Below are 16,571 nucleotides of genomic sequence, written 5' to 3' on the forward strand. Positions count from 1 at the left end.
GCCTATTCCTAAGAAGAGAGTAGGGATCATAAAGCTTAAAATAGTTCGGGAAGGCGCTTCCGTTTATGGAACTGAACGTTTTCATGAAGCAAAAGAGGCAGCGGATATGGTGAGGTCTCTCTTTGAATATTCAGATCGTGAGATGATGATGGTAATGTCATTGGATTCAGCAATGACGCCCATCGCTTTGGAAATCGTCGCAGTGGGAGGCTTGAGCTCATGTGGGATAGATCCAAGGGATTTATTTAAACATGCGATTCTTTCAAATGCTTCAAAAATTATTTGCTTTCACAATCATCCTTCTGGAGAGCCAAAGCCAAGTCGAGAGGATTCTCTTATTACAGGCCGGATTAAGGAAGCAGGAGTATTGCTGGGAATCGAATTGCTTGACCATATTGTGATTGGTTCGGAGGGCAGATATGTAAGCTTCCGGGAAGAAAGGATTGAGCCTTTTGGAATTGGAGGTGTGGCATGAATGAAAAAGTTAATTTCAACAAACGGCTTATCTCATGAAGATTGGCTGAAATACAGAAAACAGGGAATCGGTGGGTCTGATGCAGGTGCAATCTGTGGTCTTAATCCCTATGTCAGCCCTATGAGTATTTTCTATGAAAAAACAGGCTCAGAAGTAGAAGATTATGATAATGAATCCATGAGACAGGGGCGAGACCTTGAAGAATATGTGGCCCGGCGCTTTATGGAAGAGACAGGCTTAAAGGTACGACGGTCCAATGTCATGTATCAGAGCGAAGAATATCCCTTTATGCTGGCAAATGTTGACCGCCTTATTTCAGGGGAAAACATGGGACTTGAATGCAAAACGGCCAGTGCCTATAATGTGGATAAATGGACCGGAGAATCTGTCCCTGCCCATTATGAAATTCAATGTCATCATTATATGGCGGTGACCGGGGCGAAGGCCTGGTATCTGGCTGTTGTGATTTTGGGGAGGGAATTTAAGTATAAGAAGATTGAACGTGATGAGGAGCTGATTCAAAATCTGATTGCCATAGAAAAGGAATTCTGGGAGGACCATGTTTTGTCAGGAAATATGCCAGACCCGGACGGCAGTGATATTTCAAATGAAGTGATTAACCAGTATTTTCCAACGGCCCGTAAAAAGACGATTCCTCTTCCGTCTCATTTAAATGAGCAGTTAAAAAGAAGGGAAGAAATCATTCTTCTGGCAAAGAAGTTGACACAGGAGCAGAATCAGATTGAACAGCAGCTTAAGCTTTATATGGGCGAATATGAAATGGCATTTAATGAGCACTATAGAGTTTCCTGGAGCAATGTGGATACAGTCCGTATTGACAGCAAGCGATTAAAGGAGGAGCGGCCAGATCTTTACCGGGATTTTGCCAAATGCAGCCAGTCAAGACGATTTACTGTTAAGGCGGCGTAATGGTTTGAGGTTTAAAGATGTAAAGGCTCAAGTTTAACACTTCACAGGCTGCTTGTTTTGATCAATGAAAAAATGCAGATTGTACGTGTATCGTTATCACGTTATAATAATGCCATAAAATCATGACGAGGAGGACGCGTAATGGAAGCATTCAGACCTTCATCTGATTTACAAAATAAGTATTTGGAGATATCAGCCTTAACATGGGAATCTCAAGAACCAGTTTTTATTACAGTAGATGGTCGGGAGGATACCGTTTTAATGAGCCATATCCAGTATGAAAAGATGAAAACCGAATTGGAATTGTGGAAAATGTTGGCGGAAGCTCAGGATGATGTGGAAAATGAAAGAACTGCTTCTATAGAGGATACATTTTCGGATATTCGCAAAAATCTTTTAGTGGGGAAGTCTCACGATCTGTGATGTAATATAATATAAAGGCGGACAGTTAGGTAAATGATTTGGCTTTTTATGAGATGAGAGAGAGGAATCATACAAAATTATATATTCAGTCGTTAATTTCAGATGTAATTATGTTAATTTAATATTTTGAGTATTGAGGAAAGGGACCGTCTTGCTGGATGCAGGATGGTCCTTTTTCAAATTAATTAAATGAACTAAAATGAAAGGGATGAGAAAATGTCAGATGTAAAACAGGAATTAGAAAAGAGGGCAGCAGGCGGCGGAGGTCAAGGTCAATCCGTCAGGCTGACAAAAAACATGACTATCGTTGATATGGTTAAGGCCCTTGAACCGGAAATTAAACGGGCGCTTCCAAGTATTCTTACGCCGGAACGATTTACGCGTATGGCATTATCGGCGATTAACAATACTCCCAAGCTGGGAGAATGTACTCCTATGAGCTTTATTGCAGCTTTGATGAATGCGGCTCAGCTGGGGCTGGAGCCAAATACACCTTTAGGACAGGCCTACTTAATCCCATATAAAAACAAAGGGGTATTGGAGTGTCAGTTTCAACTGGGATATCGGGGACTGATTGATTTGGCATATCGCAATGACAGGATGCAGAGCATTGAGGCTCAGGTGGTGTATGAAAATGATGAATTTTCTTATGAATTGGGCCTTCATCCATCTTTGACTCATCGGCCATCTTTTGATGAGCCGGGAGAAATCAGGGCTTTTTACGCAATCTTCCGGTTGGATAACGGTGGCTTTCGCTTTGAAGTTATGAGCAAAAGCTATGTAGATGCTTATGCTACCAAGTATTCAAAAGCGTTTACTTCGGATTTTAGCCCGTGGAAGAGTAATTATGAGGGGATGGCGAAAAAGACGGTGATTAAGCAGCTGTTAAAATATGCACCGATTAAGTCGGATTTTAAGAAAGCCATCACCTTGGATGAAACTGTGAAAACACAGCTTTCCATTGATATGAGCGAGATACGGAATGAGTGTTTGCCGGAAACATTGGAAAGCGGTGAGGTGGCATGATAAAGGTAAGTCAGAGTGATAGGCGTATTTTTCAAGATGCAATAGCATTAGGGAAACTTCAAAAGAAATGTATTTCCAAGAGAGAGATTTATAAGAACCGGGAGGCATTTTATCGTTCTTTATTCGGAGTTTGCTATATACTGGAGCTTGTCGGGCGGCGGTATACCGGAGAGGATTTCCTTGAACTGAGCCTGGGACAGAAAGAGATAGCGGAGGAAATATTTTTAAGTGTTTATGGACAAGAACATTAGGAGGAACTCTTTGTGGACTTGAGTAAGGAGCAGAGGCAGAATGAAATGGAAGGCTGATTTACAGAGCACGTGGCAAAAAATGTACTGGCATAAATGATCGGGTATCTGGCATAAGTCGATACAAATGTTCGAGTGCTCATTGTATTTCATTATGTTCCTATGATATAATGGACTTACTTACAAGGAAGGAGTGATGATATGTCAACGAATGAAACCTTGAAAATGTTGTACAAAGAGTGCATGAAATTAGATCCTGATGAGACTACGCAGTTAATCCTTGGGGCGGAGACGGAAGAAGAGCAGGAATTTTATTCCATGATCAGTGACCTTTTCCTTCAGCAGAGACAGAGAAAGGTCATTGAGGAGAATCGGTTTTGATGAAACGATATGTTATTTTTGCAGGAGTGAATGGGGCTGGGAAGTCTACGCTGTATCAGACTTTTCTCAAGTATCATCAGATGCCTAGAATTAATATAGATGAAATTCTTAAAACATTTGGGGACTGGAAAATAACCAGTGATGTTATGAAAGTGGAAAACGGGCTGTTCAGGAATTGAATCAATGCCTATCTATCGGAAGTTCCTTTTATCAGGAAACAACGCTCTGTGGAAAGACTATTTTTAGAACAATAGAAAAGGCCAGGAATCAGGGATATTACATTGAACTTTATTATGTAGGAGTTGATTCTGTAGAATTGGCAAAACAGAGGATTGCCTACCGTGTATCAAAAGGTGGGCATGGAATACCGGATAAGGATGTGGAAAAACGGTATCTGGAAACATTCCAGAACTTGAAGATTGTTCTTCCTATGTGTAATCTGGCTTCTCTGTATGATAATACTAGGGAATTTAGAAGAATTGCCATCTATAAAGATGGGCTTCCGGTTCGTGTTTCTCATAATGTGCCGGATTGGTTTCAACGAGTACAATAGGATTAGCCCTTGCGGTGTGAGACTGCGGGGGCTTTTTTTGTTGCAAAAAAGAAGGAAAAGGTGATGATATGAATGTGGAAGATTTACTGGAACAGATCATTTGTGACCGTATTGAGATGCTGTTAAATGCACGTTCTGATGAAACCCTTCATGAGGAAAGGGAGCTAAACCACGAGATGAAAGATATTCTTGAACGGTTGGATGAGGAATCAAAAGTTACTATGGAGCAGTTTTGGGATGAATGGGTTATACGGTCGGCAGAAGAAAGCCGCTATCTGTATCTTGCCGGTATGAAAGATGGAGCCAGGGTTTTAAAGGTAATTTTAAAGTTATGATAAAGGGAGCAGCTATAATGAAAGATAAGGATTTCAGGAATATATTTTACTGAAAAGAATTTGAATCAGGGTTATGGTGTGTTACAGTAGAAATATTGGAAAAGTGAGGATGACTCTGGTGGAACTGAAGCGAAATATTTACAATGATCTGCTTCGTTGGAAGCAGCGTGACAGCGGTAAGGTCCTGGAATTAAAAGGTGCCAGACAGACTGGTAAGACATTTATTCTGGATAAATTTGCACAAGAAAATTACAAAATTTATATCTATATCAATATGGCTCAGCTGTCCGGTGAACAATTTCTGGCTTGCATGAAACAGGCATCTGCCTGGAAGCCTGGAGAGACGCGGATAGAAAAGACGCTGCATGAAGCTTTCCGATTGTTTGATTCCCGGTTCGAGGATAATAAAGACACCATTATTGTTATAGATGAGATTCAGGAATCAGCGAAAGTGTATTCCAGAATCAGAGAATTTTCAAGAGAGTTTTTATGCCATTTTATAGTTGCAGGCAGTTACTTAGGAAAGACATTGGAAAAGGGGTATTATCTTTCAGCAGGAGACACAGAGAATTTGATGCTTAATACATTGTCATTCGAAGAATTTGTAGCGGCATTTGGAAAAAGGGAGCTTTATAATGGCGTTGATTTGCTTGGTTCCAGTAATCCCTTGCAATATGATGAATTAAAAGAATATTATAAAATATATTGTGAAATAGGCGGCTATCCGGATGTCATAAATTGTTATATGAAAACACAGGATACGCAAGAATGCAAAAAGGTTTTGACGCAGATTATCGGGACTTTTATAGAAGAATCAACAAGAGTCTTAGGCGGTATACAGGAAATGATTTTACTGGAGCAGATATTTCCTGCGATTGCACAGCTTTCTGTCCGGGAGAAAAAGGAGCATGGTGATGTAATACAGAATTATCCCGTATTATTTATAACGGAAAAAGCAATAGAACCATGAGGAAAAGTATTAGTGCAGTTATAGACTGGCTATATTGTTCAGATATCATAGGTTATTGTTATAAGGCCAATGAATGTGATCCCGTGAACGTATCTTTGCACAACCATTTTTATTTTATGGATGTTGGAGTATGCAGATATTTTATGGATGTGGTAGGAATTGATTTGCCTGCTCTTAGGGGAATGGTAAGTAAATGTTTTGTGTATATTGAACTATTAAAGCGTATCAGAGGATTTGAGATAACAGGAATAGCTCCAATGTCTGGAACGTAAAAGGAAGGGGAGATTGATTTCCTTATAAAACGCTGGGAAAATGATAATAGCTATGGCGTGGAGGTAAAGGATGGAAAATCAGAGACGGAGACAGCGCAGCAGCTTTTAGAAGATGAAAAGATAGAGGCTGTTTATTTGCTGAAAGGAGATACTTATGGCGGTATAGCAGGCCGGAAGATAACCGTGCCTATATATATGGTGGGAAGAGTTCGGTTTGCTTATGAAAGAGGGAATGAAGAACAGTCTTGAGCATGGGAGGGGTAGCTATAGTCTGGGTTGAGATAATAGCTTCATTTATGTTGAATTGGAAAATTAGTTTGAGATTGTCTACGTGAAATGGGTAAAAAAATAAGTGATTTTTCTGTCAGAGGCATTTCTAAGGAGATGCTTCTTTTTATTGTTTAAAATATGAAAAAGATAATGGAGGAAGAACAAATGAATTACAATCAGTTTTTAGAGGAAGTTAGAGCAGCAGTGCAGGAGAGATTAGGAAGTGATTATGAGATTCGCATTCAGAAAATTACAAAAAATAACGGAATAGTGCTGGATGGGCTGATTATTGGAAAGGCAAGTAAAAATATTGCTCCAACAATTTACTTAAATTCATACTATATGCATTTTACCCATGGGATGTCACTGCAGGAAATTCTGGAAGATATTATATCTGCGTATAAGGAGAACAATGATGTAGTTTTTGGTGATATAAGAGAGCTTTTGGATTTTACTAATCTGCAGGATAATGTGGCTTTTAAGCTGATCCAGAGGGAAAAGAATAAGGAGCTTTTAAAGGATATTCCATATTTTGAATTTTTGGACCTGGCAGTGGTGTTCTATCTGATTCTGGATGAACATAGAGGGGGCCAGATGACGGCATTGATCCATAACTCTCATATGGAACCTTGGGGAGTGGAGAAAGAGGAACTGTATCGTCTAGCAATGAGAAATACTCCCATATTGCTGCCGTCGGAAATTAAAACAATGAAAGAGATTATGTGTGATATATTGAAAGGACATTTAGAGGAATTGGAAATGGAAGAGATGGTAGATGATCTGTTGGATTTTGATTCGCAGAAGCCACCCTTATATGTCCTTTCGAATAGAAAACAGATTAACGGCGCCGGGTGCATTTTATACGATGGGTGTTTGAAGGATTTCGCTGATTCTCAGAATTCAGATATTGTTATATTGCCGTCCAGCCTGCATGAAACTATTTTGGTTCCTGATGATGAGAATTTGGATTATGGAGAGTTGCAGAAAATGGTTGGCCAGATAAATGAAAGTGAAGTGCCAAAGGAGGATGTGTTGTCGGATAGGATTTATAAGTATTCTCGGCATGATTGTAGTATTAGTCTTATAGAATAAAATCAGATTCATTGCATATCATTAATTGCTCCTATGGGTGAAAACCATAGGGGCAATTTTCAAACGAAATTTATTTTTTATAAAAGAGTAGATAGGATCATTATTATGGAGAGTAAAGTATGCTATAATGTTTACAGGTTATTATGGTGAAGTGGGAATACGCAAAAAAATGCTAGAACTTATGACAGGGAAAATGCTCAAAATATCAGGGAAACAAGCATAGAGAAACGATATAAATTGAGAAGGCAGGGGAAATAAAATGCAGAATTATGAGATAGAGGTAAAATCGTTTGGAAAGGTTTTACCTAAAGCAGGAAATAATACAAGAACACTTTATGAACATCAGAGAAAGGCATTAGAGAATCTGAATCTGATTAATCAGAATTCGGATTATAGTACACTTCTTGTGCTCCCGACAGGAGGAGGAAAAACATATACTGCATCCACATGGCTTCTTAGGAATGCACTGGATCAGCATACAAAAATACTATGGCTGGCACACAGACAGATGCTTCTGGAGCAGGCAGCGGAATCTTTCCAGAAGTACGCCTATGCGGAGACGATTCCGCATATTTCATCGTATACATACCGGATTGTTTCCGGTGCGTCTTCCCATGACAGAACCATAGACATAGACCCATCTGATCAGTTGCTGATTGTAAGTAAGGATAGTATTGGACGGAACCTGAAAGCTCTGGATGTGTGGCTGAAAGGAGAAGAGGAAATTTTTCTTGTCATTGATGAGGCGCATCATTCTACAGCAAAAACATATAGAAAAGTGGTAGACTATGTGAAATCACAGGTTCCTCATGTAAAGCTCTTTGGCCTGACGGCAACACCATTCCGTACCGCAGAAAAGGAACAGGGTTTGCTCTCGAAAATCTATCAGGACGGTATCCAAAACGGACAGGCAGTGCATGGTGATATCGGAATCACATATCAGATTGGATTGAAAGAATTGATCAACAGAAGGATTCTTTCAAAGCCGGTTTTTATCAGCCGTTTTACGGATGAAATGTATGGGGACCTGCTTGGTGTAAATGACTGGGAAAGTATTCAGCATTTGGATGTGCTTCCGGCTGATATTGCTGGCCAGATTGCAGACAGTGCGGTCAGGAATCGGCTGATTGTAGATACTTATAAAGAAAAGTATGACGAGTATGAACAGACCATTGTGTTTGCAGTCAATGTAACACATGCGATTACACTCTGTGCACTTTTTAAGAAGGCAGGTATTAGGGCAGAGTATATTGTTTCTGATATTAAAGATTCCATTACCGGTGTAAGGATCAGTAGAGAGGATAATGAGAGAAAGATAGAGGCATACCGAAGCGGCTCTGTTCAGGTCTTGATCAATGTGAACATTCTGACCGAGGGAATTGACCTTCCTCAGACAAAAACGGTATTCCTTGCAAGGCCAACTGTTTCAACCATTATGATGACGCAGATGATCGGACGTGCTTTGCGCGGAGAAGCTGCAGGAGGAACAGCAACCGCATATATTGTATCATTTATTGATAAATGGAATGAGCATATTGCATGGGTAAACCCGGAATCCATTTTCATTGGAGATAACGAATTTACAGAAAATGAATCTGAGCATGTGAAACGGGAACTGCGAATGATTGCAATTTCCAAAATTGAGGAATTCGCTTCAACGCTGGATGATTCAGTGGATACGACAGCGTTGGAAAAGGTCCCGTTTGTACGTAGAATCCCGGTCGGTATGTATGCGTTCTCCTACTTGGAAGAAGGCGGTGTGGATTCTTCTTATCAGGTCATGGTCTATGACAGTACGAAGGAAGCGTATGAAAAAATGATGGCTGTGCTACCGGTGCTTTTTGCCGATTATGGAGTAACAGAGGAGTTTCCGGCCGCAGATGTGATTAGTGAAATGGCAGAACAGTGTAGGAATACAGTTTTCCTCGGAGAAATGGTTCCGCCTCTGGAAGAAACGGATCTGGAACGGATTTTAAGGTACTATGCTCAGTATGATGCAGCTCCAAAGTTCTATACCTTTGATGATATCGACAGAAGTCGCTTGGATGTTGGTGCGATTGCAAAGCATATCTGGGATGAGGATATGGGCTGCAGAAAACAGGCAGAATACTTAGTCGGTATCTGGAATGACCAGGACGATAACATGCTGAAGCTTTTCTTCGGCAGAAAATTATATTTCCTGCGACAGGTAGAAATAGAACTGACAAAGTTGTCTGACCCGCATATTTATGATGAAGAGAATAATGTGAGGTTTGGAAAAAGAAAGCTGGAAGATCTTTCACTTTATGAGATTGGAAAAATTGCCCCGGAACTGGAAAAGGAACTAAGGGATAAGACATTTGATCGTGCAAAAGATACAGATGGAAATTATACCTGTGCATGCTGCGGTAAAAAAGAGCATAATAGAATCTATTTCCAAGTTGATCATATTAATCCAATGAATCAAGGTGGAAAGAGTACTGAGGATAACCTTCAGATACTATGCAGGACTTGTAATGGAATCAAGGGTGATCAGATATGAAAGAGTTTTTGTACAGCAGCTTCGATCTGGCCTGCATCATTAACAGTATGAATCTGGGTGCACAAGAAACAGGAAGACTGTTGGAGGAGCTGTTTTATAAAGACCGGTTTTTTCTTGAGGGTAATTATCGAAATGACAAGAGAAGATTGTATCTGGATGTGCACTATTGGCTTGATTATCTATCAGATAAACCAACGATAGATGCAGAGTTTCCATCCATTCAGAAAGATTTTGATTTATTTGGAAAAAAGATTGCCGAAGATTCTTTTATCACAGAATACTTTGATCTGGATCTGTTCTTTAAGAAGATGCGTCTGCAGCTGCTGTTCTTAGGCAACCAGGATTTTATCCGTATGAAATTGAGGACCATGCTACGGGCTTACGGGTATAAGAGAAGGTCAGAAAAACTGCTTCGATATCTGAAGGACAGCCTGTTGTTTTATCACATTGAAACCTATGTGCGCGGCGGGGCAGGATGTAACATCAGTGAAATTGGACTGGATGAAATGATCACGTTTCGGATATGCGGGTAACTATGGTAACAAAAGGATCCATTGTGCGAGAGGATTTTTTTTCTGAAGAAGATTATTTAAAGTTTCATTTAATGTATTGGAAAATTTCCTTTTTAGCCGATTTCAGATGACCTGTTGTCGTACATAATAATCAACTTATTAACTTAGTATAAATGCTTTTGAGCAAAATATAGTATTAAAATCCATTAAGGCAGTGATAAATGTGAGAATATAACTAATAGAGATGATGTGGATTTCCAATTTGAATTCAAGAATTTTATAAAAAATAATTTTACTATTATTCGTTTGTACGCTGTATAATTATTGATATCATTAAGTTTTTTGCTTTAGAATGGTTGATAATATGGATTTGATAATAACAAAGGAAGCAGCAGCAATAGCTATGCGACAATAGGCGAATCCCGGATGCGTTCAAATTGGGTGATATCTGGGTGATTCCCAAGGGGGCACCTAAGCCTCTTGATGGCAGGACAAAAGCCGCTAGAGCAATATTGCAGGAGATTAAAAGATAATGTAGATTTTGAAATCGCTAGGGGGAATAGAGTATGACACCTGAAAAACAAATTGAAAATACATTCATTGATATTTTAACAATGAGAGAGAACCAATGGACATATCGTAGTGATATAAAGACAGAATCCCAACTTTGGGAAAACCTGCGAGGGCATATTAACCGAATCAATCTTGCACGGTTGGAGGGCGTGCTTCTAACAGACAATGAGTTTAAGCAAGTTAGAAATGAACTCAGGCGTTTCGCACAAACACCTTTTATGGCGTCTCAATGGCTTCGAGGTGAAAACGGCATAGCACAGGTATCCATAGAGCGTGACGAAATTTCTAAAGGGAGCGTTACCCTTACGCTTTTTAGCAATAAGGACATTGCCGGGGGTATATCAAGTTATGAAGTGGTAAACCAAGTCGTTCCTAATATAGAAGGTAAAACAACCCGTGGAGATGTCACTTTGCTTATAAACGGTTTGCCTGTCATACATATAGAGCTTAAAAGCGAACTTGCTAAAGATGGTTATTTGCAAGCATTTCAACAAATTGAAAGATATGCTCAGTCGGGTTTTTTTGATGGAATTTACTCAACTGTGCAGATTTTTGTAGTCAGCAATAAAGTATCTACAAGATATTTTGCAAGACCAAGAGCAAATGACGATTTTCAGTCTGCAAAAAAGTTCTTGTTTAATTGGCGAGAACCAGACAATACACCCGTAGACGATTTATACGATTTTACAAGAAGGGCGCTAAGCATTCCTATGGCACATGAGTTAATAAGCCGTTTTACAATTCTAGTTGACGACAAAAAAGGTCAAAAATTCATGATGGTATTGCGCCCATATCAGATACACGCAATAAAGAAAATAATGAAGCAAGCGTACAGCCATGAGGGTGGCTTCATATGGCATGCCACAGGCTCAGGCAAAACGATAACCAGTTTTGTCGCGACTAAATTGTTGGCTCAATCAGCTATTTCTGTTGCTCGTACCATAATGATTGTTGATCGTAAAGACTTAGACAGCCAAACTAAAAATGAGTTTAGCAAATTTGCTTCTGAATACAATACAGGGGTTACTTCAGGCAAAGGCACAGATAATACGCTTATAGTAGGTATAGATAACAAGCGAGAACTGGTGGAAAATTTCCTTAGCAAAAAAAATAACAACACAATCATCATCACAACAATTCAAAAATTAAGCCGTGCAATCCGTGAAAGCAGAGAATCGGAGGTAAACAAATTTGAGAAACTGAAGGGTGAATATATTGTTTTCATTGTAGATGAGTGTCATAGGGCTGTTTCTGATCAGGAAATGAAGGCAATTAAGAAAATATTTCCAAAGTCCACATGGATTGGTCTTACCGGAACCCCCATTTTTGAAGAAAACAAAAAACAGGAAAATGGAACATACGCACGCACAACCTTCGATCAATACGGGGAATTGTTACATGCATATACTACTAAAAATGCTATGGAAGATAAATCAGTGTTGGACTTTCAAGTTGAATACCATTCGCTTTTAAACGAGGAGGAGGAAGAACGGATATATCTAAGAAAAATCCGGCAGAGGTACCCTAACGACGATCCAGAAGCAAGATTAAAATCTATGTTTGATGAGATTGAAAAAGAGTCTCTGTTAGAATCTTCAGATTACGAAAATGACGACTATATTGAAACAATGCTTAAAAAAATATTTAAACATCAATCAGTACTTGAAAAATTTAAGGTGAGTGATGGTATGCCCACTATGAGTGCTATTCTTACAACCCATTCCATAGCTCAGGCAAAACGGATATACCGTAAATTGGTGGAGTTTAAAAAAGCAGGAAGTCTGATAACGGGTAAACCTATGGATGAAAGAAGAAAGCTACGCGATCCCGATTTTCCACGTGTGGCGATCACATATTCTGTCGACGAGAGCCAGGATCAAATGATTGCAGCAAATGAAGAGTTAATGGGGATCATGAAAGAGTACAACAGCATGTTTGGTACAAACTATACAGATATTGATCTGTACAATCAAAATATAAATAATCGTTTAGCCCGAAAGGATGCCCAATACCAAAAGGATGGACAGTGGCTAGATTTTGTTATCGTAGTGAATAGGCTTTTAACTGGTTTTGACGCACCTACTATTCAAACCCTGTATGTCGATAGAGAACTGCGATATCAGAAGTTGCTCCAGGCATTCTCACGCACGAACCGAACATGTCCCGGTAAGAGCATTGGTATGATTGTCACATTCCGGAAGCCAAACACAATGGCTAGAAATGTTCGTGATGCAATCAAGTTGTTTTCGAACGAGGAAAGGGATTGGGAAAAACTGGTACCAAGGCAATACAGGGAGGTTAAGCAAAACCTCAAAGCAGCTTACAAAAAGTTTAGGGATGCCAACAGGGAACTGACTGAAAACCCAACAGACATAAAAAAACAGCTCCATGCCATAAAAACATTCCAAACTATGAAGAATTTAGGAGAAGCCATAAAAAGCTATGAGGAATACGAAGTAGACTTTGCCAATTTGTCCGATATAACACAAGTTATTACAGATGAAATAGGTCATATTGAAAATCTTAAAGCTGAAGTTAAGGAAGCTCTTAAAGGGACAGACGTGGATGGCAATCAGTTACCAGATTTTTTTGAAATAGAGTTTTCATCAGATCAGCGTGCAACCCTTGAAGAGAAGATTGACAGTTATTATATTAGCCAGCTTCTAAAAGATATAAAAGATGAAAAAAGTAAACAAAAGTTTGATGAAATTATAAAGAACAAGGCCTCCATTGTTAAAATGGCTTACGATGAGGCTTTAGGCTCGCTTTCGGACGAGCGGAAAATTATTGACAGCGTTGACAGTCATTTCAGGCATACAATTGAGTCTATAATAAAGGAAAACGCTTCAATATTGAAGGTATCAGAAGAGGATTTGAATATAAGCTTTAACGAATATCGGAGGGATAAGGCAGAAGTTCCATATATCAACATGATTATTGATAAATCCACAATAACTCGGGAAGAGTTTGAGCAATTCTTTCATAAAAAGTTTCGAGAGCGCCGCCGGATTATAGAAGAATATTGGAAAAAGGAAATTAACAATAAGCTATTGCCTTTAAAGGACGAACTTTCGAATTTTACTGGCGAACTTAAAAAATGGAGGGAACCAAACGATGAGTGAACTCAACAATCAGCTTTGGACAAGTGCCGACATACTACGCGGAAAAATGGACGCAAATGAATATAAGAACTATTTGCTTGGGTTGGTCTTCTACAAATACTTATCAGACCAGGAACTGCGTGCTGTATATGAAGAGGAGCATGGTAGAGTCGCAGAGTATCCGAGCAGGGAAGAACAGTTTTTAGAGCTTCTGGATTGGTACGATGACGATGCAGCAGACATTCAAGAGATTATTTCTAAGAAGTTGGGGTATTTTATTGAGCCGAACCACCTTTTTTATACTTTTAGAAAGAGAGCCAGTGAATATGAACTTCAAATTTCAGACATTCAAGATGCATTTATTGAGCTTGGGCGACAGGGAGAACATTTTACAGGACTGTTTGATGATGTTGACCTTACTTCAACGAAGCTGGGGGCAAATGCACAGCAGCGTAACGTAACCATTACGGAGGTCATAAAGGCTCTTGATGAAATTGACCTTTTTGGGCATGACGGTGATGTTATTGGTGATGCTTATGAGTATTTAATTGGTCAATTTGCTGCAGGAGCCGGAAAGAAAGCTGGTGAGTTTTATACGCCACAAGCGGTAAGCAAAATCATTTCCGAAATTGTATCTATTGGGCAAGAGGAAACTACGCCATTTCACATTTACGACCCTGCAATGGGTTCAGGCTCACTTATGCTTAATATACGCCGATTTGTGAAGAATCAGGGACAAGTACATTATCATGGACAGGAGCTTAATACAACAACCTACAACCTTGCTCGAATGAACCTGATATTACATAATGTGGAGCAGTCGCAAATGCGTCTCAGAAATGGCGATACTCTTGATGAGGATTGGCCTACCGATGAGCCGTATCTTTTTAACGCTGTCGTTATGAATCCTCCATATTCGGCGAACTGGAGTGCAGATAACAAATTTTTGAGTGATCCCCGTTTTGAGCGATATGGAAAACTTGCACCAAAGTCTAAGGCTGATTTCTCATTTTTACTACACGGATTTTATCACTTAAATGAAAAAGGAACGATGGGCATTGTTTTACCTCATGGAGTGCTGTTTAGAGGGGCTTCTGAAGGAGCAATTAGAAAAAACTTGCTTGATATGGGAGCAATCGATGCGGTTATTGGTCTGCCTGCTAATATCTTTTATGGCACAAGTATACCAACCGTTGTACTGATTCTGAAAAAAAACCGTGCCAAACGGGATGTCCTGTTCATTGACGCATCAAAAGACTTTGAGAAGCAAAAAAATCAAAACTGTATGCGTAGCCAAGATATAATAAAAATTGTTGATTCATATAAAAAGCGAAGCGATATCCCTCAATATGCCCATTTAGCAGATTATGATGAGATTGTCCGCAACGACTATAATCTCAATATCCCACGCTATGTGGATACATTCGAGGAAGAAGCACTAATAGATATAGTGGCTCTTAGCAAGGATATTACTGATCTGAATTTACAGATCAAGCAGAAAGAGGCAGAGTTTTTAGACATGCTTAATAAGCTTGCCATAACAGATGAAACAAGGGATATTATAGAAGCCACAAAGAGTATCTTTATGTAGTGCTCGAAGCCTTCTTTGAAAAAATATAAATTTGTGGAGATTACATATGAATGATAAAGATACGAAGGTTCCTGAAATAAGGTTTCAGGGATTTACTGACGCTTGGGAACAGCGAAAGTTGGGGGAGGACATCAAATTCGTTGGAGGCGCAACTCCCTTTAAAGCAAATTCAGAATACTGGAATGGTGATATTGTTTGGCTTTCTTCCCAAGAAATCAAAGAGAGTTTTGTTACATCTGGAACTTATAAAATCACAAAAAAGGCCGTGCAAGATAACGCTACAAAAGTTATTAAAGCCGGAACACCTTTAATTGTAACAAGAAGTGGTATTTTAGCTAAACGATTTCCTATAAGCATTCCTACTGTTGATGTTGCAATCAATCAAGATATTAAAGCACTTATTTACGATAATGAAAGAATCAGAACAGACTTTTTAGTTGCTGGTATTCAAAGGAACGAAGGATTTATACTAAAATATATAGTGAAAAGTGGAACGACCGTCCAATCAATTAGCCTTCCCGATTTTCAAAAGTTTTTGATGTCCTATCCCATGCTTTCCGAACAAATCGCCATCGGCAATTTCTTCCGCATTCTTGACGATGCTATCACTCTACATAAGCGTAAGCTAGATGGGCTAAAAGAATTGAAGCGTGGATACTTACAGCGGATGTTTCCGCAGGCGGGCCAGAGTGTACCACAGGTTAGGCTCGCCGGTTTTACTGAACCATGGCAGAAGCGGTTGTTGGGGGATGTAGTTGATCGCGTAACAAGAAAAAACAAAGGACTTGAAAGCACACTAGTGCTCACCATATCCGCTCAGCACGGTCTTATTGCTCAAAAGGATTTTTTTGATAAAGAAGTTGCGAGCAAAGATGTAAGCAATTATTATCTCGTGAAAAATGGTGAATTCGCATATAATAAAAGCTATTCTAATGGCTATCCTTGGGGGGCAATTAAGCGACTCGATAATTATGAGATAGGGGTTCTATCTACCCTCTACATTGTTTTTAAGCCTACTAATATTGATTCGGAATTTTTGACACAATATTATGAAACGACGTATTGGCATAATGAAGTTTCACAATACGCAGCAGAAGGTGCAAGAAATCACGGATTGCTTAATATCTCCACATCTGATTTTTTCGATACCGTGCTGACAATACCGACTGATAGTGACGAACAAGCTACCATCGGCAATTTCTTTCGCATGCTTGATGGACAAATTATTACTCAAAAACAGAAACTTAGCCAAATAAAACAGCTAAAATCGGCATACCTACAAAAGATGTTTATATAAA

17 protein-coding genes are annotated in these 16,571 nt (G+C 39.3%); all 17 read left to right on the plus strand.

From position 1 onward, the window contains the following. On the plus strand, positions 1 to 475 hold a 475-nt coding region (locus tag RT269_RS19415; protein WP_313185060.1), incomplete at its 5' end, for a JAB domain-containing protein. Then, positions 476 to 1,405: a YqaJ viral recombinase family nuclease gene (locus tag RT269_RS19420; RefSeq protein ID WP_313185062.1), complete on the plus strand. Its 930-nt coding sequence runs from the start codon at positions 476 to 478 to the stop codon at positions 1,403 to 1,405. Positions 1,406 to 1,546: 141 nt separating this feature from the next. Further along, positions 1,547 to 1,828, plus strand: a complete 282-nt coding sequence (locus RT269_RS19425; protein WP_313185063.1) for a type II toxin-antitoxin system Phd/YefM family antitoxin — start codon at positions 1,547 to 1,549, stop codon at positions 1,826 to 1,828. 216 nt (positions 1,829 to 2,044) lie between these two features. Beyond that, positions 2,045 to 2,854, plus strand: coding sequence for a recombinase RecT (locus tag RT269_RS19430; protein WP_313185064.1), 810 nt, complete (start codon positions 2,045 to 2,047; stop codon positions 2,852 to 2,854). Then, positions 2,851 to 3,105 (plus strand): hypothetical protein, encoded by a 255-nt coding sequence (locus tag RT269_RS19435; RefSeq protein ID WP_313185066.1) that lies wholly within the window; start codon positions 2,851 to 2,853, stop codon positions 3,103 to 3,105. Before RT269_RS19430 ends, RT269_RS19435 begins: the two co-directional genes overlap by 4 nt. Positions 3,106 to 3,303: 198 nt before the next feature. After that, positions 3,304 to 3,483 carry a hypothetical protein gene (locus tag RT269_RS19440; protein ID WP_313185068.1) on the plus strand — a complete coding sequence of 60 codons (180 nt, stop codon included), beginning with the start codon at positions 3,304 to 3,306 and terminating at the stop codon, positions 3,481 to 3,483. Next, on the plus strand, positions 3,483 to 3,662 hold the full coding sequence (locus RT269_RS19445) for a hypothetical protein (RefSeq protein WP_313185069.1): 180 nt from the start codon (positions 3,483 to 3,485) through the stop codon (positions 3,660 to 3,662). Before RT269_RS19440 ends, RT269_RS19445 begins: the two co-directional genes overlap by 1 nt. Beyond that, positions 3,659 to 4,036, plus strand: coding sequence for a hypothetical protein (locus RT269_RS19450; RefSeq protein ID WP_313185071.1), 378 nt, complete (start codon positions 3,659 to 3,661; stop codon positions 4,034 to 4,036). Before RT269_RS19445 ends, RT269_RS19450 begins: the two co-directional genes overlap by 4 nt. 68 nt (positions 4,037 to 4,104) lie before the next feature. Beyond that, complete coding sequence (locus RT269_RS19455; protein ID WP_313185073.1) at positions 4,105 to 4,371, plus strand: hypothetical protein; 267 nt, start codon at positions 4,105 to 4,107, stop codon at positions 4,369 to 4,371. A gap of 118 nt (positions 4,372 to 4,489) precedes the next feature. Beyond that, a complete protein-coding gene (locus RT269_RS19460) occupies positions 4,490 to 5,341 on the plus strand; it encodes an AAA family ATPase (protein WP_313185075.1) in 852 nt (283 codons plus the stop codon). A gap of 329 nt (positions 5,342 to 5,670) precedes the next feature. Beyond that, a complete protein-coding gene (locus tag RT269_RS19465) occupies positions 5,671 to 5,862 on the plus strand; it encodes a hypothetical protein (RefSeq protein ID WP_313185076.1) in 192 nt (63 codons plus the stop codon). A 186-nt stretch (positions 5,863 to 6,048) separates the two neighbouring features. After that, positions 6,049 to 6,975: a DUF5688 family protein gene (locus tag RT269_RS19470; RefSeq protein ID WP_313185077.1), complete on the plus strand. Its 927-nt coding sequence runs from the start codon at positions 6,049 to 6,051 to the stop codon at positions 6,973 to 6,975. Between the two features lie 259 nt (positions 6,976 to 7,234). Beyond that, the gene (locus RT269_RS19475; protein ID WP_313185079.1) at positions 7,235 to 9,496 is read left to right on the plus strand and encodes a DEAD/DEAH box helicase family protein; all 2,262 of its coding nucleotides are present in this window, start codon (positions 7,235 to 7,237) and stop codon (positions 9,494 to 9,496) included. Continuing rightward, positions 9,493 to 10,029 (plus strand): hypothetical protein, encoded by a 537-nt coding sequence (locus RT269_RS19480; protein ID WP_313185080.1) that lies wholly within the window; start codon positions 9,493 to 9,495, stop codon positions 10,027 to 10,029. Before RT269_RS19475 ends, RT269_RS19480 begins: the two co-directional genes overlap by 4 nt. 545 nt (positions 10,030 to 10,574) lie before the next feature. Then, positions 10,575 to 13,703 carry a type I restriction endonuclease subunit R gene (locus RT269_RS19485; protein ID WP_313185082.1) on the plus strand — a complete coding sequence of 1,043 codons (3,129 nt, stop codon included), beginning with the start codon at positions 10,575 to 10,577 and terminating at the stop codon, positions 13,701 to 13,703. Further along, a complete protein-coding gene (locus RT269_RS19490; protein WP_313185084.1) occupies positions 13,696 to 15,273 on the plus strand; it encodes a type I restriction-modification system subunit M in 1,578 nt (525 codons plus the stop codon). Before RT269_RS19485 ends, RT269_RS19490 begins: the two co-directional genes overlap by 8 nt. Before the next feature lie 46 nt (positions 15,274 to 15,319). Further along, a complete protein-coding gene (locus tag RT269_RS19495; RefSeq protein ID WP_313185085.1) occupies positions 15,320 to 16,570 on the plus strand; it encodes a restriction endonuclease subunit S in 1,251 nt (416 codons plus the stop codon). The last annotated feature ends 1 nt before the right edge of the window (position 16,571 follow it).

It is taken from the genome of Lacrimispora sp. (assembly GCF_032078915.1).
In the GTDB taxonomy this organism is placed as follows: domain Bacteria; phylum Bacillota; class Clostridia; order Lachnospirales; family Lachnospiraceae; genus Lacrimispora.